The sequence below is a fragment of the Shinella agrisoli genome, assembly GCF_046557955.1.
Taxonomy (GTDB): Bacteria; Pseudomonadota; Alphaproteobacteria; order Rhizobiales; family Rhizobiaceae; genus Shinella.
In genome coordinates this window covers 44,409-69,643 of record NZ_JBJIEP010000014.1, presented here as the reverse complement: position 1 = coordinate 69,643, position 25,235 = coordinate 44,409, and the positions used below count along the sequence as shown (strand labels likewise).

The 25,235-nt window shown below is 64.6% G+C and carries 25 protein-coding genes and 1 pseudogene; 18 read left to right on the top strand and 8 right to left on the bottom strand.

Annotated elements, in window-relative coordinates; all coding sequences use genetic code 11:
- Positions 1 to 41: 41 nt before the first annotated feature.
- Positions 42 to 827 (top strand): ThuA domain-containing protein, encoded by a 786-nt coding sequence (locus tag ACIIOY_RS15820; protein ID WP_411035638.1) that lies wholly within the window; start codon positions 42 to 44, stop codon positions 825 to 827.
- Positions 828 to 834: 7 nt separating this feature from the next.
- The gene (locus tag ACIIOY_RS15815) at positions 835 to 1,878 is read left to right on the top strand and encodes a Gfo/Idh/MocA family protein (protein ID WP_411035637.1); all 1,044 of its coding nucleotides are present in this window, start codon (positions 835 to 837) and stop codon (positions 1,876 to 1,878) included.
- Between the two features lie 2 nt (positions 1,879 to 1,880).
- On the opposite strand, the pseudogene ACIIOY_RS15810 reads toward ACIIOY_RS15815, so the two are convergent.
- Positions 1,881 to 2,794, bottom strand: a pseudogene (locus ACIIOY_RS15810) (LacI family DNA-binding transcriptional regulator).
- Between the two features lie 332 nt (positions 2,795 to 3,126).
- On the opposite strand from ACIIOY_RS15810, the gene ACIIOY_RS15805 reads away from it, so the two are divergent.
- From ACIIOY_RS15805 to ACIIOY_RS15780, 6 genes are all read left to right on the top strand, one after another.
- Positions 3,127 to 4,251 (top strand): glycosyltransferase family protein, encoded by a 1,125-nt coding sequence (locus tag ACIIOY_RS15805; protein WP_411035636.1) that lies wholly within the window; start codon positions 3,127 to 3,129, stop codon positions 4,249 to 4,251.
- 296 nt (positions 4,252 to 4,547) lie between these two features.
- Complete coding sequence (locus ACIIOY_RS15800; RefSeq protein ID WP_411035635.1) at positions 4,548 to 5,327, top strand: hypothetical protein; 780 nt, start codon at positions 4,548 to 4,550, stop codon at positions 5,325 to 5,327.
- A 176-nt stretch (positions 5,328 to 5,503) separates the two neighbouring features.
- Positions 5,504 to 5,863 (top strand): integrase arm-type DNA-binding domain-containing protein, encoded by a 360-nt coding sequence (locus tag ACIIOY_RS15795; protein WP_411035731.1) that lies wholly within the window; start codon positions 5,504 to 5,506, stop codon positions 5,861 to 5,863.
- A complete protein-coding gene (locus ACIIOY_RS15790; RefSeq protein ID WP_411035634.1) occupies positions 5,773 to 5,979 on the top strand; it encodes a phage integrase central domain-containing protein in 207 nt (68 codons plus the stop codon). The genes ACIIOY_RS15795 and ACIIOY_RS15790 overlap by 91 nt, the downstream gene beginning before the upstream one ends.
- 96 nt (positions 5,980 to 6,075) lie before the next feature.
- Entirely contained in the window at positions 6,076 to 6,684 is a 609-nt protein-coding gene (locus tag ACIIOY_RS15785; RefSeq protein WP_411035633.1) for a tyrosine-type recombinase/integrase, read from the top strand.
- A 39-nt stretch (positions 6,685 to 6,723) separates the two neighbouring features.
- Positions 6,724 to 7,137 (top strand): sugar phosphate isomerase/epimerase family protein, encoded by a 414-nt coding sequence (locus ACIIOY_RS15780; protein ID WP_411035632.1) that lies wholly within the window; start codon positions 6,724 to 6,726, stop codon positions 7,135 to 7,137.
- 288 nt (positions 7,138 to 7,425) lie between these two features.
- Here the strand turns inward: ACIIOY_RS15780 and ACIIOY_RS15775 are convergent, their stop codons facing one another.
- The 7 genes from ACIIOY_RS15775 to ACIIOY_RS15745 form a co-directional block, all read right to left on the bottom strand.
- Positions 7,426 to 8,238, bottom strand: coding sequence for an ABC transporter ATP-binding protein (locus ACIIOY_RS15775; protein WP_411035631.1), 813 nt, complete (start codon positions 8,236 to 8,238; stop codon positions 7,426 to 7,428).
- Positions 8,223 to 9,023, bottom strand: a complete 801-nt coding sequence (locus ACIIOY_RS15770) for an ABC transporter permease (RefSeq protein ID WP_411035630.1) — start codon at positions 9,021 to 9,023, stop codon at positions 8,223 to 8,225. The genes ACIIOY_RS15775 and ACIIOY_RS15770 overlap by 16 nt, the downstream gene beginning before the upstream one ends.
- Positions 9,024 to 9,027: 4 nt before the next feature.
- Complete coding sequence (locus tag ACIIOY_RS15765; RefSeq protein WP_411035629.1) at positions 9,028 to 9,891, bottom strand: ABC transporter permease; 864 nt, start codon at positions 9,889 to 9,891, stop codon at positions 9,028 to 9,030.
- 51 nt (positions 9,892 to 9,942) lie between these two features.
- Positions 9,943 to 11,010, bottom strand: a complete 1,068-nt coding sequence (locus tag ACIIOY_RS15760) for an ABC transporter substrate-binding protein (protein ID WP_411035628.1) — start codon at positions 11,008 to 11,010, stop codon at positions 9,943 to 9,945.
- A gap of 73 nt (positions 11,011 to 11,083) precedes the next feature.
- Positions 11,084 to 11,404, bottom strand: coding sequence for a 4Fe-4S dicluster domain-containing protein (locus ACIIOY_RS15755; protein WP_411035627.1), 321 nt, complete (start codon positions 11,402 to 11,404; stop codon positions 11,084 to 11,086).
- Complete coding sequence (locus tag ACIIOY_RS15750; RefSeq protein ID WP_411035626.1) at positions 11,401 to 13,023, bottom strand: FAD-dependent oxidoreductase; 1,623 nt, start codon at positions 13,021 to 13,023, stop codon at positions 11,401 to 11,403. Before ACIIOY_RS15750 ends, ACIIOY_RS15755 begins: the two co-directional genes overlap by 4 nt.
- Before the next feature lie 306 nt (positions 13,024 to 13,329).
- Positions 13,330 to 14,262 (bottom strand): LysR substrate-binding domain-containing protein, encoded by a 933-nt coding sequence (locus ACIIOY_RS15745; protein ID WP_411035625.1) that lies wholly within the window; start codon positions 14,260 to 14,262, stop codon positions 13,330 to 13,332.
- A 127-nt stretch (positions 14,263 to 14,389) separates the two neighbouring features.
- Here ACIIOY_RS15745 and ACIIOY_RS15740 point away from each other — a divergent pair, with 127 nt between their 5' ends.
- The 10 genes from ACIIOY_RS15740 to ACIIOY_RS15695 all read left to right on the top strand — a co-directional run bounded on the left by ACIIOY_RS15740 (position 14,390) and on the right by ACIIOY_RS15695 (position 25,226).
- On the top strand, positions 14,390 to 14,737 hold the full coding sequence (locus tag ACIIOY_RS15740) for a cupin domain-containing protein (RefSeq protein WP_411035624.1): 348 nt from the start codon (positions 14,390 to 14,392) through the stop codon (positions 14,735 to 14,737).
- 102 nt (positions 14,738 to 14,839) lie between these two features.
- Positions 14,840 to 15,595 carry an amino acid ABC transporter ATP-binding protein gene (locus ACIIOY_RS15735; protein ID WP_411035623.1) on the top strand — a complete coding sequence of 252 codons (756 nt, stop codon included), beginning with the start codon at positions 14,840 to 14,842 and terminating at the stop codon, positions 15,593 to 15,595.
- Positions 15,592 to 16,236, top strand: coding sequence for an amino acid ABC transporter permease (locus ACIIOY_RS15730; RefSeq protein WP_411035622.1), 645 nt, complete (start codon positions 15,592 to 15,594; stop codon positions 16,234 to 16,236). The genes ACIIOY_RS15735 and ACIIOY_RS15730 overlap by 4 nt, the downstream gene beginning before the upstream one ends.
- Positions 16,236 to 16,913 (top strand): amino acid ABC transporter permease, encoded by a 678-nt coding sequence (locus tag ACIIOY_RS15725; RefSeq protein ID WP_411035621.1) that lies wholly within the window; start codon positions 16,236 to 16,238, stop codon positions 16,911 to 16,913. Before ACIIOY_RS15730 ends, ACIIOY_RS15725 begins: the two co-directional genes overlap by 1 nt.
- An 18-nt stretch (positions 16,914 to 16,931) precedes the next feature.
- Positions 16,932 to 17,759, top strand: coding sequence for a substrate-binding periplasmic protein (locus tag ACIIOY_RS15720; RefSeq protein WP_411035620.1), 828 nt, complete (start codon positions 16,932 to 16,934; stop codon positions 17,757 to 17,759).
- A gap of 116 nt (positions 17,760 to 17,875) precedes the next feature.
- Entirely contained in the window at positions 17,876 to 19,768 is a 1,893-nt protein-coding gene (locus ACIIOY_RS15715) for a DUF3483 domain-containing protein (RefSeq protein ID WP_411035730.1), read from the top strand.
- A complete protein-coding gene (locus ACIIOY_RS15710) occupies positions 19,765 to 20,949 on the top strand; it encodes an electron transfer flavoprotein subunit alpha/FixB family protein (protein WP_411035619.1) in 1,185 nt (394 codons plus the stop codon). Before ACIIOY_RS15715 ends, ACIIOY_RS15710 begins: the two co-directional genes overlap by 4 nt.
- On the top strand, positions 20,942 to 21,682 hold the full coding sequence (locus ACIIOY_RS15705; RefSeq protein WP_411035618.1) for an adenine nucleotide alpha hydrolase family protein: 741 nt from the start codon (positions 20,942 to 20,944) through the stop codon (positions 21,680 to 21,682). Before ACIIOY_RS15710 ends, ACIIOY_RS15705 begins: the two co-directional genes overlap by 8 nt.
- The gene (locus tag ACIIOY_RS15700; RefSeq protein WP_411035617.1) at positions 21,679 to 23,190 is read left to right on the top strand and encodes an FAD-dependent oxidoreductase; all 1,512 of its coding nucleotides are present in this window, start codon (positions 21,679 to 21,681) and stop codon (positions 23,188 to 23,190) included. The genes ACIIOY_RS15705 and ACIIOY_RS15700 overlap by 4 nt, the downstream gene beginning before the upstream one ends.
- Positions 23,187 to 25,226: an oxidoreductase gene (locus tag ACIIOY_RS15695; protein ID WP_411035616.1), complete on the top strand. Its 2,040-nt coding sequence runs from the start codon at positions 23,187 to 23,189 to the stop codon at positions 25,224 to 25,226. Before ACIIOY_RS15700 ends, ACIIOY_RS15695 begins: the two co-directional genes overlap by 4 nt.
- The last annotated feature ends 9 nt before the right edge of the window (positions 25,227 to 25,235 follow it).

Sequence of the window (25,235 nt, the reverse complement as noted above, 5' to 3'; positions counted from 1 at the left end):
ATTGAAAGCGGTTTCAATTTCCGGCTTTAAAAGGAATGGTCATGGCAATACGCACCATCGTATGGGGTGAGAACATCCACGAGCAGACGAACGAGATCGTGCGCTCGATCTATCCGGACGGCATGCACAACACGATCGCCGAAGCGCTCAACAAGGACCCGGCGATCAGCGCCGCGACGGCCACGCTGCAGGAGCCGGAGCACGGCTTGAGCGAGGCGCGCCTTGCCGAGACGGATGTGCTCCTCTGGTGGGGCCACAAGGATCACGGCGCGGTCAGCGACGAGGTGGTGGAGCGCGTGGCAAGGCGCGTGTGGGAGGGCATGGGCCTTCTCGTGCTGCATTCGGGCCACTTCTCGAAGATCTTCAAGCGCCTGATGGGCACGCCCTGCGCGCTCAAATGGCGCGAGGCGGGCGAACGCGAGCGCGTCTGGGTCGTCAATCCCCGCCATCCGATCGCCGAGGGCCTCGGCGAGAACTTCGTGCTGGAAAACGAGGAGATGTACGGCGAGCAGTTCTCCGTGCCGGAGCCGCTGGAGACGGTCTTCATCTCCTGGTTCGCGGGCGGCGAGGTCTTCCGTTCCGGCCTGACCTGGCGCCGCGGCGCCGGCAACATCTTCTACTTCCGCCCGGGCCACGAGACCTATCCGACCTATCACGACGCCACCGTGCAGAAGGTGCTCGTCAACGGCGTCAAATGGGCCTTCAACCCGCAGGGCACCTACGCGGCGATCCACGATGCGCCGAACGTGCCGGTCGAGCAGGCGCTGGAGCCGATCGAGGAGCGCGGCCCGAAACTGCATCAGGCCGGCGAAGCCGGTTACCGCTGAGGCGAACATGCGTCTTCTCGTTCTTGGAACAGGTGGCATGGCCAACGCCCATGCCAGGCACTTTGCTGCGATCGACGGGGTCGAATTGGTGGGCGCGGTCGACGTGGACCCCTCGCGCGCCAAGGCCTTCGCCGACCTGCACGCCATCCCGAACGTCTTCACCTCGCTGGAGGACGCGATCGCCTGGGGCGGCTTCGATGCGGCCACCAACGTGACGCCCGACCGCGCGCACCATCCGACGACGCTGGCGCTGCTGGCGGCGGGCAAGCATGTCATGTGTGAGAAGCCGCTTGCGGAAAACTATGCCAAGGCGGACGAGATGGCGCGCGCCGCCGAGGCCTCCAGCCTCGTCACCATGGTGAACCTCACCTACCGCAACGTGGCGCCCTTGCAGAAGGCGCGGGAAATGGTGCTCGCCGGCGAACTCGGCCGCGTGCGCCATGTCGAGGCGTCCTATCTGCAAAGCTGGCTCGTCTCGAAGGCCTGGGGAAACTGGGCGACGGAGAGCCAGTGGCTCTGGCGGCTTTCCACCAAGCACGGTTCGAACGGCGTGCTCGGCGATGTCGGCATCCATATCCTCGATTTCGCCAGCTACGGCGCGGCGAGCGACGTGGAGCACGTCTTCGCGCGGCTGAAGGCCTTCGACAAGGCGCCGGACAACCGCATCGGCGAATACGATCTCGATGCGAACGACAGCTTCACGATGACGGTCGATTTCGCCAATGGCGCGCTCGGCGTCATCCATTCGAGCCGCTGGGCGACGGGCCATCTCAACGAGTTGCGCCTGCGAATGCACGGCGACAGGGGAGCGCTGGAGGTCATCCACTCGACGGAGGGCTCGAAGCTGCGCGGTTGTCTTGGCGAGGATGTCGAAAAGGCCGTCTGGCGGGAGATCGACGCCGGCACGGTGCCGACGAACTACCAGCGCTTTGCCGCCGCGGTCGCCGCGGGCGAGCAGATCGAACCCGGTTTCCGTCACGCCGCCGAGCTTCAGAAGGTGCTCGACCTTGCCATCGAGACCGAGAAGGAGCGCCGCGAGATGAAGGTCTGATCTTATGCCGGGGCAGGGCCCGTCGAGCCGCGAACGAGGAAATCGACGGGCCAGACCTCCTGCAAGGCTTCCGGCGCTTCGCCCTGCAACAGCCGCAGCGCCATGTCGCCGATCCGCGCGCCCGCCGCGCGGATCGGCGATTGCGTCGTGGTGAGCGCCGGCACGAGGTTTTCCGGGCTGAGATAAGGAAAGACGTCGTCATGGGCGACGAGCGAGATGTCGCCGCCCACGGTGAGACCTGCAATGCGGATCGCCCGCATGGCGCCGAGCGCCGACATCATGGAACCCGCAATGACGGCGGTCGGCGGGGAGGGAAGGGTGAGAAAGGCCTGCATCTGCCGGAAGCCGGCCTCGTCGCTGAACTCGCCATGGCCGGTGAGGGCGGGATCGACGGCGATGCCGAGGGCCCGAAGCGTCGTGCGATAGCCCTCGTCCCGATCCCGTGCATAGGTGCTGGCGATGTCGCCGTTGATGAGGGCGATGCGGCGGTGGCCGAGCCCGGCGAGGTGCCTTGTCGCCGTTTCCATCGCTCCGAAATTGTCGATGTCGAGAAAGGCGAAGGGCTTTTCCGTCTCGGTGCGGCCATGCACGATGAAGGGCAGATCCAGCGCCTGCAGAAGCGTGATGCGGGCATCCCTGCAGGCGGGCGTGTGCACGACCACCGCGTCGACAGCCCGCCCATGAACTCGCTGGAATGCGGCCCGAAACGCCCGCCGCCCTGGAAGACGATGCCGATCGCGCCCGCCCGGCCGGTGGCGAGCCGCTGCGCGCTGATGTTCGGCCGGTAGCCGAGCCGTTCCGCCGCTTCCAGAACGCGTGCTCGCGTTTCCGGCCTTACCTCCGGATATCCGCTCATCGCCCGGCTCACCGTTGTCCGGGACAGGCCGATGCGGGCGGAAAATTCCTTGAGGTTCATCCTGCCTCTCTGGGAGCGGTCGATACTTCCCCGTCTTATGGACCCTGCTGCCCACCACGGCAAGCGAGGCCGGAAAGAGCGAAGCTGGCTTGTCGCGCATGCGCCCGATGCACCCGAACATTTCCCTATGGTTGTGAAATCCCGCTTGATATTTGTTAATAGCAAGTTAAAGTCTAAATATTAACGATATGGTTGTGCCTGAGGGTATCCTCACCTTTAATAAGAAGATGCTGAAACGGTAAGTCGAGGGGAAGCCCGGCTCACCGGCTGGTTCCTTTCGGGGCAAGGATGCTCCGGACGGTGTGTTTTGCGACGATTTTCGGGAAGAGATCATGCAGGCGGGCTCTGAACTGCCGGCTGCAGCGGGTGCGTCTGCGCGTTCGGATCTGCGGTCGGAAAATCCTGGTACATGGGGCGGCGCTTGGCTCCGGCGGGCATGGGCGCGGACGGGAAGGGCGCTGGGCAGGCCGAGCGCGCCGCTCGTCTACACCCGCAGCGAGACCGGCCGGCGCCCATCCTATCTGCGTGTGCTGGAGCGCCTGTTCGGTGCCCGCCGGGCGGGACTGCGCGATATTCTGCTTTCCCGCGCGCCGGTGTTGTTCGTCATGGTCGAGGAGTCCTTCATCCTTTACCTGGTGGTCGGCCTGCTGCGCGCCCTGACCGGCCGGCGGACGGCGGGCCTGCTGCTCCGTCCGATGCCGCTTGCCGCCTCGTCGCGCTGGCGCTGGCGCTGGAGGCGCGGGGTGCTGCGCCGATTGAAGCGCTGCCGTTCCATCCAGACACTCACCATCCTTCCCTTCAGCGTCTTTCCGGCGTTCTCGTCGATCGCGGACGGCTGGATCTACGATTTCCAGCTCTGGGACCTGACGGAGGAGGAACGCAAGGCCGTGAACCTGCTGCGCGGCGAGCGCCGGCCGGGCGGCCGGCTCGTGCTGACGGCGATCGGCAGCCAGAATGCGCAGAAGGGGTTCGATCTCTTCGTCGACATCTATGCCCGGTCCGCCGCCTTGCGCTCGCGCTACCAGTTCATCGCCTGCGGCAAGGTGGCGCCCGATGCGGGCGAGCATGCAGCGGTTCTGGGCGAGGCCGGCGGCGTGCTTGTCGACCGGGCCATTACGGATTGCGAACTGCTCGGTACCTATGCGGCGAGCGATGCGGTCTGGTGCCTCTGGCCGCCGGTCGGAGACCATGCCTCCGGCATTCTCGGGCGGGCGGCGCAGCTCGGCATCCCGGTCGTCGTGCGCCAGGGATCGCTTGCGCATCGGCTGTGCATCGTCGAGAACCTTCCGCATGTCGCCGCGACGGCGGATGGCGTCATGGAGCGGCTGGCCGACCCGATACCGCCCCGCAACGAGGCGCGCGGCCATCTTGCCGCCCTGCGTTTCGCCGAAGAGAGCGAGGCGAGGCTGCGGGCCGCTCTCGGCCTTGCCGAAGCGGGCGTGCCCGCAAAGGCGTGAGGTTCGGGAAGGCTCCTTGATGAGGCGGCAAGGAGGCTCGGCACGCACGTGGGGTCCGGCGTGCGCGGATTTTCTCAGCCACATGGGATAGACAATCTCCATGCGCGGGCCAGCGTTGCGAGCTGCAAATCGCCGCTCGCATGCGGCGGGAAGCCCGCCCGACGGGCGGGCTTGCAGCGGCCAGCCACGAGCAAGATTTTCATGCGATAGGCTGGGGCTGGAACTGATGGATGCGATCCAGGCCTTTTGGTTGTGAACAGCCTCCTTTCAGCCACCCTTGATGCTGGAGGCCTTCTATGAACCGTGTCGTACTTGCCCGCTATTCCGAGCCGCTGGAATGGATCAAGCTGATTCCCGACGACTTCGAGGTCATCATCTACAACAAGGGCGGCAAGATCGAGTCACCGGACATCATCCGCCGGGCCACCCGCATCATCGACCGTCCGAACGAGGGCCGGGAGTCCGAGACCTATCTCCATCACATGCTGACGGAGGCGCGGGACGACGACGGTTTTACCGTCTATGCCCAAGGCGGCCCCTTCGAGCATAGCCCGGATTTCATCGGGCTGCTGCATACCTGGAAACGCTGGGACGATCTGCAGCCGATGTCGTGGCAATGGCTCGCCGACAAGAAGGTGCCCCCGCCGCTGCTGCTTTCGGAATACGAGCGCGGCCTGCTCGGCCGTCCGCGCGTCCGTCTCGAACGGTTCTCGCTTCTGACCTGGGGCCCGATCGACTTCATCGACCAGGGCGCCTGGGGCATGGGCAATGTCTATCGCGCCATCCACGGCGGACTGCCGGACGGCACCAACATCGCAAGCCACTTCCTGAGCCTGGCCAAGCTCGAGGGGCTGGCGGAAGAGGCCGCGCGGCACACGCTCGGCGTCTTCTCCTATGGCGCCATCTTCGCCGTCCGCAACAGGCGCGTCGCCGAAGTTCCGGCCGAGTCCCTCGAACTCCTGCGCAATCTTTCCGTATCCGGCATCGCCGTCTACGGCTATATCCTCGAACGCCTGTGGCTGCACCTTTTCGGCGAAAAGTTCGTCCTGCCGAAACTCACGCCCTCACCGCTCTGAAATGGCGCATTGGCAAGCGCGAGCGGCTTTTCCGAGGAAAGCAGGGGGCGTCTATAACAGATTGTAAAATATAACTAATCCCCCTTTTTTGTTGCCTGTCATGTTCTGCTATCGTTCATGGCGATCCCAAGTTATTGGGGAAGAGGTGGTCGATCACAAGCATATGGCGCACCTGAATCACAAGCCCAACCAAGACCCTTACGGCTCAGTTCGTCCGGACCGTTCAAAGGCCGGGAAAGTACTTCGACGGCCCCCGAGGCAAGCGGCCTGAGCTTGATCTCGGCTCGCCGGCATTGATCTCGTTGGCAGAGGCTCGGGAGAAGGCTCTTGCAAATCGCAAGCTTGTATATGCAGGGGGCGATTCTCTGGCGGAAAGGCGCAAGGTGAGGGCTATCCTCACATTTGAGCAGGCCGCGAAGAAAGCGCACATCGAGCTTTTACCTACATGGAAGAATCCGCGAGACCAGGCGGCATTCTGTCGACGCTTCAGATGCACGTTTTCCCTCGTTTTGGGACCGTGCTTGTTTCCGACGTGACGAGTGCTGATGTCCGGCAGGTTATTCTCGCCGTTCGACAGGCAGCGCCCGAAGTCGCTCGCAAACTGGTATTCCGCGTCTCCGCCGTTTTTAAGGGGCGATTGCCGAAGGCATGAGGAAGGACAATCCGGCGCGGGCAGACGTGCTGTGCTGCCTCGTGTCGAAGTGAAGACGAAGCATCGCAAGGCGCTGCCTTACTCTGAAGTGGCAAGTTGCATCGAGACCGTGAGACAATCAGGCGCCGGTATGTCGACCAAACTGGCGCTGGAGCTATTGATACGGCCTCCCGATCCAGCGAGGTACGGCTTGCGGAATGGTCAGAATTCGACTTTGACGACAAGGTATGGGAAATCCCGGCGGAGCGGATGAAAATGAACCGTTCACATCGTGTGCCGCTTTCACCCCGTGCGGTTTCCATTCTAACCGATGCCAGGGTTCTGGCTGATGGTTCAGGTCTTGTTTTTCCGAGTACGATCAAGGGGCGGCCGTTGTCGGATATGACCCTCTCGAAGCTGGTGAAGGAACTGGGTTTCGATGCGGACGTCCATGGCTTCCGAACCAGTTTCAGGACATGGGTGCAGGAACGGACGACTTTTCCTCGCGAGGTTCATGGGAGCGATCGACCTTTCCATCGAGGGAACGAGCTCTTCTCACGGCAGTCTCCTTCGCCTTCATCTTCGCCCAGCTTGGGGTGTGACGATGCGCGATATTCGGCGCTCGCGCTCAATACCGCGAGCCTCGGTCACAATTTCGAGGGCTATGGCGCGGCATGGGAGCCGGAGCGGGTGATCGATGCCTGCGCTTCCCGCGGTTTCGGCTAGATCATCTTCTGGCCTCGGGAAATCGGCCGGCATGCCGTCGTGACCGGCGAGCGGGCACGGGCGGCGGACCTCTCTGTCGCCGGCCTTTGCCGGACCCCCTTTCTTGTCGGAACGGCCGCCATCGACAGGACGGCGGTCTTCGATGAGGCGAGGGCTGCCATCGACATGGCCGCCGGGCTCGCCACCGCCGTGCTGACGATTGTGACGGGTGATGTCCATCCTGGCACGAAGGGCGTTGCCGACAGCTTGAAGATCGCTGCCGAGCGTGTCGCGGACCTCGCACCCTACGCGGCCGAACGCAATGTCAGGCTGGCGCTGGAACCGCTGAGCCCTGTCTACGCCGGGAATCGCTCCTGCCTCACGACCGTGCGTGACGCGGTCGATATCTGCGAGGCGGTCGGTGCGCCGAACCTCGGCATCGCCGTCAATGTCTACCATGTCTGGTGGGACTGAGACCTTGAGGCCCAATTGCAGCGGGCCGGCAAGGAGAGGATTTTGACGAAAACGGTACCGGCGGCAACGAATCTCCTAGAATGCACTTCATTGCTTTCGAAAGCCGGCATCCATGTTTTACGACCATGCCCACGCTTCCCTTGAGCGGATGTTGCAAGGGTCGCGTCGATCTGTCAGTCAAGGGGCTGCTGAATACCAGCTGCTAAGATGCTGTGCCCTGTCTCCACGAGAGAACATCGAACCGGCCCTGAAAAGGGCGGGTCATCCGAGATCAACGCGTGCCGATACTCAATGCTCGTGCGCCAAAAGCTCGGAGATTTCCTCGCGTACCGCCACGAAATTGGGATCGCTGCGCCGGCGGGGGCGCTCGCCGGGCACTTCGATTATCCGGCGTATGCGACCTGGACGCGGCGCCATCACGACAACCCGGTCTGATAGAAAGACGGCTTCCTCGACATCATGCGTCACCAGCACGACTGTGCTCTGCTCGCTTTCCCAGATATCGAGCAGTTCGCTCTGGAGGTGGGTTCGAGTGAGTGCGTCGAGGGCGCCGAGCGGCTCATCGAGCAGAAGGAGCGGCGGACGCGGGGCGAGCCCGCGCGCAATGGCCGTGCGCTGCGACATCCCGCCAGAAAGCTGGTGCGGCAGCGCCGACTCGAAGCCGCGCAAACCGACAAGCTCGATCAGCTCGGCGACGCGGGCGGATTTTTCCGCCGCCGCTCCCGGCAGGGACCTCAAGGCCAGCCCGATATTCTTTTCCACCGACAGCCAGGGCAGAAGGCGGTGATCCTGAAAGACGATGCCCCGTTTCAGGCTGGGGCCGGAAATCTCCGTGTCGTCCACCGTGATCGTACCCCGGTCGGGCTTATCCAGACCCGCCAAGAATCGCAAAAGGGTCGACTTGCCGCAGCCCGACGGGCCGACGATCGACAGGAACTCGCCCGGCCGGATCGAGAGCGAGATATCGTCCAGCGCGTGCACGTCCCGGCCCTGAACCTGGAATGTGCGGGATACGTGGTTGATCCTGACCGCGCCGGAACGCGCCGGAGGCGGCGGCAACCGGCTTGAGCCGGTGTCGAATGCGTTCAATGCCTGTGCCAAGGGATCGCCCTCCGTGAGAAACCGATAACGAGGCGATCGAGCGTCACGCCGATCAGCCCGAGAAACAAGACGCCGAGCAGGACCTGGTCCATGCGCGCATATTCGCGCGCCGCGGCGAGATAGGCGCCGAGCCCGTCGCCCATGCCGTTGATATAGCCGGTACCGATCAGATATTCCGCGCCGAACGTTCCAAGCCAGGCGACGTTGAGGGAGAGTTCCGCGCCCGCGACGATCGAAGGCATGGCAGCCGGCAGGACAATCGAGCGAAGCGTGTCGCGCCGGCTCAGTTCGAGGACGCGGCCGACCTCGCGCCAGCCATCCGGCACGTTCTGGCAACCGGCCTGTGCACCGAGCGCCATCGGGAAGAAGGCGCCGAGGGCAATCAGCGTGATCTTCATCGTTTCGCCATTGCCGAGCCAGGCCGAAAGCAGCGGGATCCAGGCAAAGAGCGCGATCTGGCGCAGGCTGTTGACCGTGGGATTGAACAGGCCGCGCGCCAGTCCCGACGTTCCGAGCAGCACGCCGAAGACAAGCCCTGCCGTCGCCCCGATCAACCAGCCGGATAGCGCGCGCAGCAGCGTGGCGGCAGTGGCGCCCGACAAGCTGCCGTCGAGAACGCCGTTGACGCCGGCCGTCAGTACTTCCATCGGTGAAACGAAAAGATCCCGGTTGGCGAGCCCCGCTGCATCGGCTGCGCTCCAGGCGAGGATCAGCAGCGCGGGAAGAACAAGCGCCTTCCAGAACAGGTGGCTGTCGTGACGCATGGGGGTGGTACTGTTGCTCATGGCATCAACCCGCAGTCTTGAACGACCAGCCGGTGACCCGATGCTGGCCCTTCAGCAGCGCCCAGTCGAGCAGCCAGCCGACGAGGCCGACCACCACGATGGTGGAGAACACGACATCGAGCTGGAAAGCCTTGCGGCCCCACATCATGAGATAGCCGATGCCGGATGCCGATGAGATCATCTCGACGAGGATCAGTGCTTTCCACCCCTTGGAAAGCGCCAGACGCAGGCCCGTGAGGATGGAGGGGAGTATCGATGGCAGGATCACCCGGCGCACGCGCGTCGCCCATGGGAGCTCCAGCACGGCGGCCACCTCGTCGAACTTGCGCGGCCGGTTGCGCAGGCCCTCATAGGAGGAGACCATCAAGGGCAGGAAACAGGTCTTGGCGATCAGGATGATTTTCAGCGCCTCGCCTATGCCGAACAGCAGCATGAAGAACGGCAGCCAGCCAAGCGAGGGTACCAGGCAGATCGCCCGCACGGTCGGCGAGACATAAATGTCGAGCGGCCGCCATAGGCCGAAGGCGATGCCGAACAGAAAGCCGAGCCCGCCGCCGACCGCGAGCCCGGCCAGGACCCGACCAAAGCTGACCAGCAGTTCGCTCTGCAATTCGCCTGTGGCGACGAGGTCGGAAAGGGTGTCCCATACGAGCGAGGGTGCCGGCAGGATCAGCGGCGAAAACCACTGCTGCTGCACGGCGTAGGACCACAGCGCGAGCACCGCGAGCGGCACGGCCAGGCCGAGCGCGACGGTCGGTGCATGCGCGCACACCTGCGAGAATGCTCGTCCCAACCAGCCCGGTCGCCAGGCCGACGCGCGCTCGCCGGCACCCGGTGCCAGCGGTATCTTGTAGCTGATGTCGGACATCGCCGGTCTCCCTGCTGCGTTCAAGGTTGCTGAAGCGCGGTCCCGCTGCCGTCAGCCGACCGCTTTTCCGTTGATGTCCCTCGGCTTCCAGACCGACTGGTAGCCGAGATCGGCGATGACCTTCTTCAGCAGGCTGTCGTCGATCCATTGGTCGATATCGAACGGGCGGCGCACGAGCCGCTGTTCCAACGTGAAATCGAGCCCCGCCTTGATGTTGCCGCGATAGAAGTCGTCGAGCAGCGGCGAGTTGCGATCCGCAAGGAGGTCCCCCTCGTAGTCCTTCACATAGGTCTCGCGCGGCGAGCCGGTCAGCGCCCAGATATCGAACAGCTTGTCCCGGTTCTCCTCCTGGCTGGCGAAGTGCGAGGCCTCGACGAAGGCTTTCAGCACGCGCTCGGTAATCTCCGGATTGTTCGCCCGGAACTGCTCATGCACCGTGAACGATCCGAACGTGGCGCCCGGCGCCGGGTTGCCTTTGGTGGTATAGGCGACTTCGACCAGCCCCTTGTCCACGAGCGCCAGAACCGTGTTGCCCTGGCCGAGCAGCGCATCAACGTCGCCCGACTGGATCGCCGAGACCTGGTCGGCACCCTGAAGATCGTAGATCTCGACGTCGGCGTTCTTGAGGTTGGCCTGTTCGAGAATACGCGACAGCGAGAGTTCGAAAATCGTGCCGCGCTGGAAAGCGACTTTCTTGCCTTTGAGATCGGCGATCGTCTTGATGTTCGCCGCCGGGCGCGCACCGATATAAGTCGGTGAGTTGCCTTGCCCCGAGATCACCGTGGTGGGCACGCCCGCGCCGCGCCCAACGATGTTCGGCAGGCCGCCATAGCTCGCAAAATCGAGTTGCCCGTTGGCGAAGGCTTCGTTGATCGCCGGCCCCGTGCCGCGGGGAAACTGCCATTCGATGCGGATATTGTCGGCTTCGAATTCCTTTTCGAGCAGTTCCAGCGCGCGCAGCACGCCTATCGAGCCGGAGCCGTAGGGCCTGCCGGCCGCATTGCCCGGACCAGCCAGGCGGATCACCTCGACCTTCGTCTGCGCCCGCAGGATTGAGGGGGTTGCGAGCGTCAAGGCTGCCGTTCCGGCAAGTCCGCTCAGAAGCGTTCTGCGTGTCATTGTCATTGTCATCATCCTTTCCGACGTCGTTGAGACGCAGCAAATGCCCGCTGGTCGCTGACCGCGGCTTATGTCAACCGCGCAGTCGCGCCATGATTTCAGGGGAGGGACTGCGCCGTCCGCCCTCGGCCCAGCCGACATCCCGGCGATAGCTGCCGAAAAGCCCGGCAAGCTCGATGTCCGATTCCGTCACTCCTGTCGGCCGGTCCGCGTCGGGAGAGACATAGAGCGCGTCATCCGGACACCAGACCTCGCACATGAAGCAGGTCTGACAGTCATGCTGTCGGGCGATCACCGGCACGTCGCCCTTGACCATATCGAACACGTTGGTCGGACAGACGTTGACACAGATGTTGCAGCCGGTGCAGCGGCTGGAGCTTATCAACTCGATCATGCCGCCAGAACCTCATGCGCCGGGCCGTTCACCGGAGCCATGCCCGTCCATACCTCGTCAAGGCCTCCGCTGACGACATGATGACGCTGTGCCTCGTCGCGGGACGGGAAGTCCTCGCGCTTGTGCATGCCGCGGCTCTCGGTGCGCGCCAGCGCCGAGCGGTACATCCAGCGTGCGGTGGCGAGCATGGCGACGCCTTCGCGGGTGCGCACGGCATCGGCACGTTCCGCAGCGTCCGCGTTGCGCAGGCTGTCCCACAGGCCGTCGAGACGCGACAGCGACTCGTTCAGCCGGTCCGCATGGCGGTGATATGTATGGTCGTAGGGCAGCACCTCGTCGCGCACGTTCCGGATGAGCGCCGCGGCGTCGATGCGATCGCCGGTGTTTTCCGCAACGCCGATACTGCCGGCGCGGATGACCGTACGGGCACGTCCGCGTTTCTGGCGTGCATATTCGCCGGCCGAGGCGCCAGCCCAGAAGCCGGATGACATGGCCCATGCCGCATTGTGGCTGCCGCCCCCGGTGAAGGCGCCGCAGACCAATTCGCGGGTTGCCGCATCGCCTGCCGCATAGAGGCCGGGCACGGTCGTGGCGCAGCCTTCGTCGACGATCCGCAGGCCACCGGTGCCCCGCACCGTCGCCTCCAGCCGAAGCGTGATCGGGAATCGGTCCTTGAACGGGTCGATCTTGAGGCGGTTGAGCGGCAGGAAGAAATTCGGCTGCGCATGGCGCATCGCGGCTTGCTCCTGCGGATCGGCATTCAGCCGAGCGTAGACCGCCTGGCCCGCGCCCAGCGCCTTGGCGATGTTGGAGCGCCCGCCTTTCGATGCGGCACCCGGCACCGGTGAGCCATCCGCAAAGGTAAACTCCGCCCAGTCGTAGAAACGCGTCTTGGTGACCGACCCATGTTCCAGCGCCATGGCGTAGGCCGAGGAGAATTCCATTCCCGACAGCTCCGCGCCGAACTCGGCGGCCATGAGGTGGCCATCGCCTGTCAGCACGTCGCAACCGAGGGCCTTGGACAGGAAGGCGCAGCCGCCTGTGGCTATGACAACCGCTCCGGCCCGTACCGCCCAGGTATCGCCCTTCTGGCGGCGTATGCCCGCTGCGCCGGCAGCGGCACCGCTGGCGTCTCGCAGAAGCTCAAGGGCCGGACTGTGGTCGAGGATGCGCACACCGCTTGATTTCACGCGCTTGCGCATCAGCCGCATGTAGTCCGGCCCGTCGAGCGAGGTGCGTACCTGTTCGCCGTCCACGCCGGTCGGAAAGGGATGGCCCCATTCGACGAGATGATTGACGTTCTGATAGGTTCGGTCGAGCACCCGCCGCATCCAGGCCGGGTCGGCAAGCCGCCCGCCGAGATCCCAGCGGCTGTTCATTGCCTTGGCGCGTCGCTCCGGGTCCGGAGGAACATACCAGACACCGGTCCCTGATGGCGCCGTCGCACCCGACGTGCCGCAAAAGCCCTTGTCGACCAAAACGACCTTGGCGCCGCGCCCGGCCGCCGAGATCGCCGCCCAGGCACCCGCCGGGCCTCCCCCGATCACGAGAACGTCTGCTTCGAGATCGAGCGAAGCGTGCGGTACCTGCGTTGCGCTGAACGGAATTGCCGAAACCATGGGACCCTCCTTTGAGAGGGTTCAATAGTTCCATCTGATGTCTACATATTCTATAGAAAATATTTTTTTATTGCCCGGCCTTTTGAAATGGCTCACTCCTACGAGAGAAATCGCCGGAAAACCTTTGCGTGCCGCCTCGTCTCCATCGTGAACCGGCTATGGACCAAATCTCTTGCCACTCGCCACCAGCGCGGGCCAGGGACGAGCAAAAGCAGCGGCAACGGCATGCCTTCGTTAGTGTCATACATAGCTATAAGCGGAACCCAAATCCGCGGCCAACCCGTTGGCAGAGACCAGACGACCGTCTCACACCGGTATCTCCTTATAGGGCCGGCTTTCCTCTTGAAGCCATTTGATCAGCGATTTGATGACGGGAAGGTTCTTCCGCTCATTCTTCACGACCAGGTAATGGCCGTCCTTGCTTGGCATCGTGTGAGGCAGGAACCGGACCAACTGTCCCGCGGCGATCCTGTCGCTGACATGCGACTGCCAGCCCATGAGGATGCCGTGGCCGGCGATCGCAGCCACCAGCGCGTCAGTGTAATACGTATAATGATGCGCGATGTTCAGCCGCTCGCCGTGGACGCCGTGATAGGCCATGAACTGCGGCCAGTCCGGCCATTCACCATGGTTGTCGCAGTCGATGATCTTGTGGCGCCAGAGATCCTCCAGCCGGATTTCGCCACCGCACCTGCGCAGATAATCGGGGCTGCAGACCGGGAACAGCCGGTCGTGGAAGAGGTAATGCACCTCGCCGTCCGTCCATCCGCCCTGGCCGTATCGTAGCGCGACATCCACGGAGCTCATCTGCAACTCCGCGCCACGATGCTGGCTCACCGTATGGAAGCTGACATCGGGATGATCTTCCCCGAACCTCATGATCCGCGGCACGAGCCAGAGGCTGGAGAACGAAACGTAGGACGTGATCTTGATCTCGACGGATGTCCGGCTAACGCGGAGGCGCTCGACCGCTCCGGCGATCTCCTCAAGGCTGCGTGTCAAAGTTTGTGCGAGTTCCCTGCCGCGCTCGGTGAGTTCGACCGAGCGGTGAAGCCGATTGAAAAGCGGTGCGCCGATCATGTTCTCGAAGTCGCGGATCTGCCGCGTGACGGCCGGCTGACTGACCCCCAGCTCGTTGGCGGCGCCGGTGAAACTCTTCAACCTGGCGGCGGCCTCGAAGGCGACCAGAGCGGCAAAAGGGGGCAGGCGAGTCCGGAACTTTGTCATAGGAAACTCCACCTCGCTATGTTTTCCGATAATCCACGGTTATGTCAAGGTGATGCGAATTCGCGTTGACGCTTGGCGTTGCGGGCGCTGAAATAAGCCTCACAAGCACGGCAAACATAGGCTGGCAAAGGGGAATGTGATGTCTGATCTGATGCAGCCGGCATCGGGCAATCGTCCTTCGCAGGAGATTTTCCACGTCGTTTCGAGCGAGGCTCTGTCTTGGGGTGATGGCGGCGGTGAGGGGTTCCTGGGAAAGGAACTGCTCAACGCCGAGGACGGGCGGCAAGCCTACATCATCAAGGTCGAGCCGGGCGCCTACGCCGAAAGCCATTCGCATGACCGTATGGAGCACCTCCTCGTGCTGGAGGGAGACTTCTACGACCAGAACCAGACTTACGTGAAAGGCGACTTCGTCGTCCGGGAGCCGGGAACGAACCACATTGCGGGAAGCCGTAACGGCGCGCTCATCTTCCTGATGTTCACGTAAGGCCTGCGCCGCAGGGCAGCACACTCAATTCGCTCCTCCGCCAGGAGGTATGCAAAGCCAAGCCTCGTCGCACCTTGCGCGGGCAATAGCCAAGGACGAGCCATGAACGCGTCCCCCGTCGTCAAGCTGCAAGGCATCTGTAAGAGCTACGGCAGCCATGCCGTGTTGAAAAACGTCGATCTGGAGGTCCGGGCCGGCGAGGTTCTGGCGATCATCGGACCCAGCGGGTCCGGCAAGTCCACGCTCCTGCGCTGCATCAACTACCTGGAAAAGCCGGACTCGGGCATCGTCGCGGTGAACGGGCTCGCCGTGCAAGGCGGTACCGAGCCCAGGCGGCACGAGCTTTTCCAGTTGCGCCGCAGCCTGGGCATGGTCTTCCAGTCCTTCAACCTTTTCCCGCATATGAGCGTGCTGCAGAATGTCAGCCTGCCGCAGCAGCGGGTGCTCCGCCGGCCCCGCACCGAAGCCGACAAGGTTTCGATGCAGCTTCTGGATCGCGTCGGCCTGGCCGACAAGGCGCAGCAGTATCCGGGCCGATGTTCGGGCGGCCAGCAGCAGCGCATCGCCATCGCCCGGGCGCTCGCGCTCGATCCGAAGGTCATGCTCTTTGACGAGCCGACATCGGCGCTCGACCCGGAACTCGGCCTGGAAGTGCTGGCAGTCATGCGCCAGCTCGCCGAAAGCGGCATGACGATGATCGTCGTAACACACGAGATGGGCTTTGCCGAGAACGTATCGGACCACGCGATGATCATGGCCGACGGCCAGGTCATCGAATATGGGCCGAGCCGCGACGTCATCCGGTCGCCGAGATCGGAGCGCGCCATCCGCTTCCTGCGCGCGGTCAACGAACGATGACCTTCGACACCGCGCTCTATGTCCTTGCCGGACTGCCGATTACCATAGCGGTGACGGGGCTGGCGCTTCTCTTCGGGGCGATTATCGGCTTTCCGCTGATGCTCGCCGCGCAGTCGGCCTTTGCGCCGCTTCGTCTCCTGACGGTCGGCATCATCAGCTTCGTGCGGTCGGTCCCGCCGATCCTCTGGCTCTTCCTGATCTTCTTCGGCCTCGGTTCCGGGGTCATCACGCTCAGCGCATTCTCGGCCGCGGTCGTGGCATTCGGCCTCATCGCCGCCGTCAACATGGCTGAGATCTACCGCGGCGGCATGGTCGCGATTCATCACGGACAGTACGAGGCCGCGACCGCGCTCAACTTCAGCACATACCGCCTCTACCACGACATCCTGATCCCGCAGATGGTGCGCGTTTCGATTCCCTCTGCCGCGACCTATGCGATCGGTCTGATGAAGGACTCCGCGATCGCCTCGACGATCGGCGTGGCCGAGCTTGCCTTTCGCGGCAACCAGATCTCGCAGCAAACCTATCGGGGCCTCGAAGTCTACGCGGTTGTCGGCCTCCTCTACATCCTTCTGAGCCTGCCGGTTGCCGCCCTGTCGCGTGAGGCCGAGCGCCACCTTCGTGCAAAGGTATCTCGCTGATGGACGCTTTGCTCATGGGTGTGACCTGGGAAGATGTCCGTAGCTGGCTTCCCTCCTTCTGGAACGGTTTCCTGATCAGCGTGCGCATCACGCTGGTGTCGCTCGCGATCGGCATTCCGCTGGGCTTCCTGTTCGCTCTGGGCGTGCAGGTGAAGAACCGGGCGATCCGCTATCTCTGTCTGGCGCTGGTCGAGATCGGCCGCGGCGCCCCGGCGCTGGTGCTGCTGCAGTTCGTCTATTTCGGCCTGCCCAATGCCGGCCTGTCGGTCGGCGCCTTCGTCGCGGCCTGCATCGCCATCAGTTTCAACACCGGCGCTTATACGAGCGAGATCATCCGTTCGGGCCTGGAAGCGGTACCGGCGGGCCAGAGCGAGGCTGTGATGGCGCTCGGCATGACCCGCTGGGACGGCTTGCGCTTCGTCATCATACCGCAGGGTGTCCGCGTCGCGATCCCGGCGCTGCTCGGCTTCGCCATCTTGGTCTTCCAGGGCACGTCGCTCTGTTTCGCGATCGCCGTGCCTGAACTCATCAGCCGCGCCTACGACATCGGCTCGATGCAGTTCTTCTACTTTCCCGCGCTCGGCGTGGCCGGGATCTTCTACGTGGCCGTCTGTATCCCCGCCTCGTTCATCGTCTCATGGGCGGAACGCAGGGCAGGCGCGTATTCGCAACGATAGCTTCCAGAGGAACATAAAATGCATATGACCAAACTGCTTGCTTGCATACTCGCCACGACTGCCATCATGACCGTTTCGGCCTATGCGCAGGACTGTAAGCCGAAGCACGAGATCACAACGGTCGAGGCCGGCTTCATCACGGTCGGTGCCGTGACCTTTGCACCATTCTCCTACATCGATAGCTCGGGCAACGTGCAGGGCGTGGATGCCGACATCTTGGCGGAGATCGCCAAGATGGAATGCCTTCAGCTCAAGACGTTGCCGACCGATGCCGCAGCCGGCATCCAGACGGTCGTCTCGGGCCGCGCTGACGTCAGCACCGGCGCCTGGTACCGGACCAAGGAGCGCACCCGCGTCGTGAATCTGTCGGCACCGCTCTACCTTGACCAGATGGCAATCTTCTCGAAGGAGGGCCTCACCGAAGTGAGCACGCTGGAAGGCAAGACCGTTGGCTCCGTGCAGGGCAACCTCTGGGTCGCAGACCTTCAGAAGGTGTTCGGCGAGAACCTCAAGCTCTATCCGACCTCGGTCGCCATGCATCAGGATCTCGTTGCCGGCCGCCTGGCGGCTGCCTTCGACGGTTACTCGACCGGCATCAACGCCATCAAGCAGGGCACGCTGAACGGCATCCAGGTGAAGGTCATGGATGCCGACGAGCGCATCGCCGCCTCGCGTGAAGCCGGCCAGGGCACCTTTCCGATGAGCAAGAAGAATGAGGCCTTCTCGGCCGCGATCGACGCCGACATCGCCGAACTGCACAAGAGCGGCAAGATCGCCGAGATCCTCGTGAAGCACGGCCTCGAAGCCTCCGCTGCCGATACCGGCGCGCCGCGCCTCATCGAATAGCGCCCGCTTTAGCGATCAAGGCCTGCAAACGGCTCCGGCAGGCGGGAGATCATCCCGCCTGCGACATCGAACTCGCTCCTTTCTGGACAAGTCACGTGCCCGAACCCACGACAGCCATGCTCGGTATACTTGCCTTCGGCGTCCTGGTCGCCATGGTCAGGGTCGCCATGCTTGCGATGCGCTGGCAGGCGGGCGCCGGTGCCCGGGTGCCTGTTCTTGCCGGTCTCGCCAGCATGCCGCGGCGATACCTGCACGACGTGCACGAAGTCGTGGCGCGTAAGCCGGAAAACGCGCGCATGCACGCCACGCTTGCCGGCGGCCTGCTGCTGGTGCTGGTTCTCGTCGCCGCTCTCGTCTTCCTCAATGGGGCACGCGCCCTGTCCTGGATGATCCTGGCTGCCTGCGCCGTCGCACTCTACGGCCTGTTCCTTCAGGGCCGTCGCCGATTGCCTCGCCGGCCGGCCCACCTTTCCGGCGGCAAGTGGTCGCTGCTGACGCCGGCTTTCGCGCTGGTCATCGCTTCCTTCGCAACCCTTTCCGTCGCCGTGCTCCTTGAGACGCCTGCCGCCGGGACCGTATCCATCGGCATCGCTTTCGCATGCGGCCTGGCCGGTCTCGGGTGGCTGGCCTGGACCGTGGCCGACGGCCCGATGCGTCATGCCATCGCGGGTGCTCTGCACCTTGCCTTCCATCCCCGCCCGGCTCGCTTCGGAGCGAACAAGCCGGAAGCAGCCCTGCGCGCGCTCGACCTCGATGCGCCCGTTCTGGGTGCCGAGACCGCCGGAAGCTTTGCCTGGAACCGGCTGATCGGTTTCGATTCCTGTGTCCAATGCGGCCGCTGCGAAAGCGCCTGTCCGGCCTTCGCCGCCGGCATGCCGCTCAATCCCAAGCGTCTCATCCAGGATATCGCCGGTAATCTTTCCGCGCCCGGCACGCCTCTGAGCTATTCCGGAAGCCCGCATCCCCATATTGATCTGGCGCGCTTTGCCGCCGGGCCGGCCGCGCCGCTGGTTTCGGATCGAGCGGATGCGGTGCTCGGCATCGCGCCCCAAACACTCTGGGCCTGTACGACCTGCCGCGCCTGCGTCCAGGAGTGCCCGATGATGATCGAGCATGTCGACGCGGTCATCGACATCCGCCGCTTCCAGACCCTCGAGGAGGCCGCCGCTCCCGGCAAGGCGGCCGAGGTGCTCGACAATCTCGACAAGACCGACACGGCCTGCGGCCGGGCTCTATCCGAACGTCTCGACTGGGCCGCCGATCTCGCCCTGCCGGCGGCGACGCCGGACTGCGAGGTCGATGTCCTGCTCTGGCTCGGCGAAACGGCCTATGACCGCCGCAACCAGCGTACGCTGCGCGCGCTTGTCACGCTCCTGCGCCAGGCCGGCGTCGACTTCGCCGTTCTGGAAGAGGAGCGCGACTGCGGCGATCTTGCGCGGCGTCTGGGCGACGAGGCGGGCTTCATCCGGCTTGCGTCGGAGAACACGCGCATTCTCTCCGGATTGAGGTTCAGGCGCATCGTCACGATTGATCCGCATGTCCTCCATTCGCTGCGCAACGAGTATCGCCAGTTCGGCACCTCGCTACGCGTCGAGCACCACACCGAAGTGCTGATGCGTCTCGTGGAGGAAGGCAGGCTCAAGCCCGATCGCCTGGAAGACCGGCGCCTGACCTATCACGACCCTTGCTATCTCGGCCGCTACAACGGCGAGACGACCGCGCCGCGCACGCTGCTGTCCGCCATCTCGACGGATTTCGTGGAGATGGAGCGCTCGGGCATGCGCTCGCGCTGTTGCGGAGGTGGCGGCGGTGCGCCGATCACCGATATTGCGGGCGACAGGCGCATTCCCGACATGCGCATGGGCGACGCCAGGGAAACCGGCGCGCAACTCCTGATCACGGCCTGCCCGTACTGCACGCAGATGCTGGAAGGCGTCGCGCAGCCTCGGCTCGAAATCATCGACATCGCCGAGCTTTTGCTTGTGGCGGCGGGCGAGGCCCGGCCATGATGCGCATTCGCAGGCAAAGGCGCGCTCCTTCGCCCCCCGGCGCTATGCCGCGTATCGATCCGCGCCGGCATGAAGGGGATCACGAGGCTAAGGCCGCCGAGCGCTTCGGCGCCAGCGGCCTGCCGCGTCGCGATCCGCACAAGGACAAGGGCCAGCGGCTCCGCCGCGAGCTGCGCACTGGCCGCGCGACGGTCCGGATCGGCCACGCCGAGCGCCTACCCATGGCACCGCAGCGGATCGTGCTGGCGGATGACGTTCCCTGGATCGTCGTCGTCAGCCTTCCGGAAGAGCCGTGGCCGGATGCCGAACGCGAGCTGCTGGGCACGGCGCACAGGGTGGCCGATGAAATGGGCGGCGGCGTCGTCATGGTGCGCGTCGGCCTTCAGGACCCTGAGACGGACTTCGGACAGATCGGCGCCGACCGTGCCGTCGTGCTGCCGCCGGCGACCGACCCGGATGTTCTCGCAGCGCATGTCGTGGCCGTGATGGAGCGCTTCAAGGCACGGCACGTGTTCTTCGGCGAAGGCGGAGCGGATGCCGATGTCGCCCGGCGTACGGCCATCCTGCTTGGAGAGCGGCCGGCCACGTCCGTGCATCTGCTCTCGAACAAGAGAGTCACCTTCCAAGAGGCCGGAGGCCGAACCGAGGTCTCCCGGCCGCTGCCGAGGGTCGCGACGATCGCGCCGGGCCGGTTCGACGCCTACGAGAGTGGCGTTGCGCGTGAAGGCAGGCGGATCGAGATGGAACTCTGCGAGACGCTCCCCGGCGTTCGCGACCTCGGCGTCGTCACCACCCCGCAGCTCGATGCGCCGCTCGGCGAGGCGCGTTTCATCGTCAGCGCCGGCGACGGCGTCACCGACTGGGAGGCGTTTCGCAGCGTCGCGGAAGCGCTTGGCGGAACCATCGCCGGAAGCCGTCAGGTCGTCGATGCCGGGCATCTGCCCCGGCATCGCCAGGTCGGCGCCTCCGGCACGCTGGTGGAGGCGCGTTGCTATCTGGCCTTCGGCATTTCCGGTGCGCCCCAACATCTGCAGGGCGTGCAGCGTTGCCGCTATGTCATCGCCGTCAACACCGACCTGCATGCGGCGATGGTCAAGCGCGCCGATCTTGCCATCATTGCCGACGCCCAGCAGGTCATGCCGGCCTTGGCCCGGCTTGCCGGAGGGCAGACCGATGGATGATCCCAAGGTCGTCGTCCTCCTCTCGGCCGGCATCCATCCGGTCTCGGGCCGGGCACGCATGGCGCCCGGCGATGCGCGCGCACTGGAAATGGCGTTGCGCCTCAGCCCCGATCCCACCGCCCTGCATGTCGGCGATGCATCGAACATAGGCCTGCGAGACTATCTCGGCATGGGCCTTGCCACGATCGAGGTTCTCGGGAGCTGGACCGACGGCGACGACGTCGTGCCCACGCTTCTCGGGCGCCTTGCCGAACTGAATCCTGATCTGGTGCTGACCGGCATGGCCGCCGATGCCGGCGAGGCGAGCGGGATGGTGCCTTATCTCCTCGCGCACGGTCTCGGCATCAGGCACATCTCCAGCATAGCTTCGATCGATGCGATCGATGCCGGCGAGGCGATCGTGGTCCAGGCCTATCGCGGCGCGACGCGTCGCCGCCTGGCGGTCCCGCTTCCGGCGATCGTATCCGCAGGCGAGCTGGCGCCGGCGCCGCGCGCCCGCGCATTTGCCCGTTCGAGGCGCGGCACCTTGCTGGTGACCGCCGGAACTGTTGCGAAGGATCACGAGGCAGCGACCTGGACGCGGGTGCCAGCGCGCCGGAGGCCGAAGAAGATCACGGCCGGTCAGGCGGCCGGCGACAGCGTGCCCCTGGTCGGCCTGACGCCGGACGAGGCGGCGCATCGCATCCTCGGCTTTCTCAAAGACAAGAACATCATTCAGGAAAGAGGACAATGACGGTTAGCGCTTACGACGTCGTCGTCATCGGAGGCGGTATCATCGGGGCTGGCGCCGGCCAGCACCTTGCGGCTGCCGGCTACAGGACCGCGCTGCTTGAGCGTGGCGACTACGGGGCAGCCACCAGTAGTCGTACGTCACGCCTGCAGCATTGCGGTCTGACCTATTTTTCAGCAGCGAACCACTCGATATGGAACTTCATCGGCCGCCCGGCCTACGCGCTGGAATGCATGGAGCTCGCCCGGCGTGCGATGCGCGAGCGCGGCGACTTCGTGAAGACGTCGCCAGAGCGCGTGCGCAAGCTCGAATTCGTGGTTCCTTTCAATGCCCGCAGCGCGATCTCGGGCCTGCGCGCAAGGCTTGCCTTCGGCATCATGTCTCTCTTCGACAAGGGCGTGCCTCTCGACCTCAAGGTCATGTCGGCGAGGCAAGCCCGGCAACATCCCGGCCTGCAGGGCATGGCCGATCTCGACGACGTGCGGGGCGCACTTGCCTTCACCGAATATCAGTATGTCTGGCCCGAGCGGATCGTCGTGGATACGGTCATGAAGGCCCGCGACATCGGATTGGACGCCTTCAACTACGCCGAGGTCGTGGGTATCCGGCGCTCCGGAAGCCAGGGTTGGCAGGTCGATGCGCGCTTTGCCGGCGGATTGGACCGGACCTTCGAGGCAAAGGCGATCGTCAATGCCGCCGGCGCCTGGGTGGACGACGTCACCGGACTCTGCTCGAACGCGGCGCCGCGTCTCAACTCGGGCGCCAAGGGAACGAATGCCGTGGTGCGGCTCCCGGCTTCGATGCGTGGCATCGGCATGGAGACGATCACGCCCGAGGGCGCTCCCTTCTATCTCATCCCCTGGGACGACCTGCACTATGCCGGCCCATGGGACACGCCGTCGCAAGCCGATCACGCGGGTTACCGGGCCGCAGAGCCGGAGGTCGACGGCATCCTGAAGATCATGAACCAGGTCTATCCGGGCCTTCCGCTGCACCGCGACGACATCCTCTATACCTGGGCGGGCGTACGTCCGCGTACTGCCCGCGACGGCGAGCCGATGGGCTCGATGAAGGTCATGGAACACGACCTGACCGACCGGGGCATGACGAACTTCTTTGTTTTCACCGGCGGCCTTCTGATGACCCACCGCGACGCCGGACGCAGGCTGACCGCCGCCGTGGCGCGCCGTCTCCCGCCGTCGGGTCCGAAGCAGCCTCTGGATTATTCCGCCCGGTTGGTGCCGGAGGGCAACCGGGCCACGGAAGCCAGCGTGCGATATGCCGTCGAAGAGGAACAGGCCCGTTCGCTTGAGGACATATTGCGCCGCCGGCTTTCCCTGGGCTGGGACGAGGACCTCGGCCTCGCCCATGTCGAGGACGTCTCCGTCATCGCCGCACCGTTGCTTGGCTGGTCCGAGGACGAACGCCGGGCCAATGTCGCGGCATATGTCCAGGCAACGATTTCCGACTTCAACCCGCGCGACCCGAACCGCTGGACCAGACCCGCATGACCGATACCCAAGCCCTGCTCAAGCCCTTCAAGCTGAAACATCTGACCCTTCGCAACCGCATCATGTCGACGTCGCATGCACCCGGCTATGCGGAAGACGGCATGCCCAAGGACAAATACCAGCTCTACCACGCCGAGAAGGCGAAGGGCGGCATTGCACTCACCTGCTTCGGCGGCTCGTCTTCCGTGTCGAAGGACTCGCCGCTGCCCTTCAACCAGATCGATGTCAGCGACGATCGCGTCATCCCCTATTTCGAGCAGCTTGCCGACCGCGTCCACACGCATGGCGCCGCCCTTATATGTCAGATCACACATCTCGGCCGGCGCGGCTCGTGGGACTCGCGTGATTGGCTGCCGCTGATCGGCCCGAGCACCAATCGCGAGGAGATGCATGGTGCCTATGCCAAGGAGATGGAGGATTTCGACTTCCGCCGCGTGCGCCGCCATTTCGCGGAGGCGGCCGAGCGCATCCAGCGCGGCGGCATCGACGGCTGCGAACTGATCGCGACCGCGCATCACCTGCTCGACTCCTTCCTCTCGCCCGTCGTCAACAAGCGGACCGACAAATACGGCGGGTCGCGCGAGAACCGCATGCGGTTCGTGATCGAGGTCATGGAGGAAATCCGCAATGCCGTCGGCAAGGACTTCATCCTCGGCATGAAGTTCGTGGCCAACGAATTGCAGGAAGGCGGCATGGACGCCGTGGAATGCCTGCACATCACCCGGGCGCTCGCCGCGACCGGCCTGCTCGACTATATCAACGTCCATCAGGGACATGGCGACACGGTGCGCGGCCTGCAGAGCATGCTGCCGGACATGTCCTACGATTCCGGCGCATTCCTCTATCTCGCCTCGGCGGTGAAGACGGAAGTGGATATCCCGGTCTTCCACTCCTCCGCGATCCGCGACCTCGCCACCGCCGCCCGCGCCGTTTCGGAGGGCCATGTCGACATGATCGCGATGACGCGCGCGCACATCGCCGACCCGCATCTCGTTCGCAAGATGATGGAAGGCCGCGATGACGACATCCGCCAGTGCGTCGGCGCCAACTACTGCATTGATCGCGTTTCCGACGGCCACCCGGCAAGCTGTATCCAGAACGTCTCGACAGGGCGCGAGGGCCAGCTGCCGCACGAGGTGAAGAGAGCGCCCGCCCGCAAGAAGGTCGTGATCGTGGGCGGCGGACCGGGCGGCATGGAAGCCGCGCGCGTCGCGGCGCTGCGCGGCCACGAGGTGGTCCTCTTCGAGAGGGAGCCGCAGCTCGGCGGCCAGTTGCGGCTCGCCCGCACCCTGGGTTGGCGCGAGAACATGGGCGGTATCAGCCGATGGCTCGACATGCAGATCCGCAAGCTGCGCGTCGACGTGCGGACGTCGACCCTCGCCACCGCGCAGACCGTGACGGCCGAGGAGCCGGACGTCGTGATCGTCGCTACGGGCGGGCACCCGGCGATCCCCGAGATTCCGGGCCGCGAACATATCACGCCAAGCTGGGACGTCCTGTCCGGCGCCGTGAAGCCAGGCGAGAACGTGCTCCTCTACGATGTGACCGGCGACACGCAAGGCCTCACCGTGGCGGACTTCATGTCCGAGCGCGGCTCGCTGGTGGAGATCGCCGCGCCCGACCAGATGATCGGAGCCCATATGGGCGGTACGGCGCGCATCAATTTCATGAAGCGCCTGCATGAGCGCGATGTGATCATGACGCCCGGTTACTACCTGCGGTCCGTGTATATCGAGGGCAATGCGCTGATTGCGGTGTTGCGCGAGGCCTACAGCGATCGCGACCAGGAACGCGAGGTGACGCAGATCGTCTCGGAGGCGGGTGTCATGCCCATTGACGGTCTCTACCACGAATTGCGGCCCGCCTCGACGAACCTCGGCGAACTCGACCACCAGGCCTTCATCGATCTGGCGCCGCAGGCCGTGGTGAACAACGAGGCGGGACGATACCTGCTTTTCCGCATCGGCGATGCCGTCTACAGCCGCAACATCCATGCCGCCATGCTCGATGCCGCGCGGCTTCTGCGAGCCCTTTGAGGAGCATGC

What these genes read in the sequence shown, in the direction of transcription:
- ACIIOY_RS15720 (WP_411035620.1), top strand. Translation starts at nt 16,932, where the DNA reads ATGCATATGACCAAACTGCTTGCTTGCATACTCGCCACGACTGCCATC.
- ACIIOY_RS15710 (WP_411035619.1), top strand. Translation starts at nt 19,765, where the DNA reads ATGATGCGCATTCGCAGGCAAAGGCGCGCTCCTTCGCCCCCCGGCGCT.
- ACIIOY_RS15770 (WP_411035630.1), bottom strand. Translation starts at nt 9,023, where the DNA reads ATGAGCAACAGTACCACCCCCATGCGTCACGACAGCCACCTGTTCTGG.
- ACIIOY_RS15755 (WP_411035627.1), bottom strand. Translation starts at nt 11,404, where the DNA reads ATGATCGAGTTGATAAGCTCCAGCCGCTGCACCGGCTGCAACATCTGT.
- ACIIOY_RS15695 (WP_411035616.1), top strand. Translation starts at nt 23,187, where the DNA reads ATGACCGATACCCAAGCCCTGCTCAAGCCCTTCAAGCTGAAACATCTG.
- ACIIOY_RS15805 (WP_411035636.1), top strand. Translation starts at nt 3,127, where the DNA reads ATGCAGGCGGGCTCTGAACTGCCGGCTGCAGCGGGTGCGTCTGCGCGT.
- ACIIOY_RS15700 (WP_411035617.1), top strand. Translation starts at nt 21,679, where the DNA reads ATGACGGTTAGCGCTTACGACGTCGTCGTCATCGGAGGCGGTATCATC.
- ACIIOY_RS15715 (WP_411035730.1), top strand. Translation starts at nt 17,876, where the DNA reads ATGCTCGGTATACTTGCCTTCGGCGTCCTGGTCGCCATGGTCAGGGTC.
- ACIIOY_RS15760 (WP_411035628.1), bottom strand. Translation starts at nt 11,010, where the DNA reads ATGACACGCAGAACGCTTCTGAGCGGACTTGCCGGAACGGCAGCCTTG.
- ACIIOY_RS15725 (WP_411035621.1), top strand. Translation starts at nt 16,236, where the DNA reads ATGGACGCTTTGCTCATGGGTGTGACCTGGGAAGATGTCCGTAGCTGG.
- ACIIOY_RS15790 (WP_411035634.1), top strand. Translation starts at nt 5,773, where the DNA reads ATGGAAGAATCCGCGAGACCAGGCGGCATTCTGTCGACGCTTCAGATG.
- ACIIOY_RS15815 (WP_411035637.1), top strand. Translation starts at nt 835, where the DNA reads ATGCGTCTTCTCGTTCTTGGAACAGGTGGCATGGCCAACGCCCATGCC.
- ACIIOY_RS15735 (WP_411035623.1), top strand. Translation starts at nt 14,840, where the DNA reads ATGAACGCGTCCCCCGTCGTCAAGCTGCAAGGCATCTGTAAGAGCTAC.
- ACIIOY_RS15730 (WP_411035622.1), top strand. Translation starts at nt 15,592, where the DNA reads ATGACCTTCGACACCGCGCTCTATGTCCTTGCCGGACTGCCGATTACC.
- ACIIOY_RS15800 (WP_411035635.1), top strand. Translation starts at nt 4,548, where the DNA reads ATGAACCGTGTCGTACTTGCCCGCTATTCCGAGCCGCTGGAATGGATC.
- ACIIOY_RS15765 (WP_411035629.1), bottom strand. Translation starts at nt 9,891, where the DNA reads ATGTCCGACATCAGCTACAAGATACCGCTGGCACCGGGTGCCGGCGAG.
- ACIIOY_RS15705 (WP_411035618.1), top strand. Translation starts at nt 20,942, where the DNA reads ATGGATGATCCCAAGGTCGTCGTCCTCCTCTCGGCCGGCATCCATCCG.
- ACIIOY_RS15750 (WP_411035626.1), bottom strand. Translation starts at nt 13,023, where the DNA reads ATGGTTTCGGCAATTCCGTTCAGCGCAACGCAGGTACCGCACGCTTCG.
- ACIIOY_RS15740 (WP_411035624.1), top strand. Translation starts at nt 14,390, where the DNA reads ATGTCTGATCTGATGCAGCCGGCATCGGGCAATCGTCCTTCGCAGGAG.
- ACIIOY_RS15820 (WP_411035638.1), top strand. Translation starts at nt 42, where the DNA reads ATGGCAATACGCACCATCGTATGGGGTGAGAACATCCACGAGCAGACG.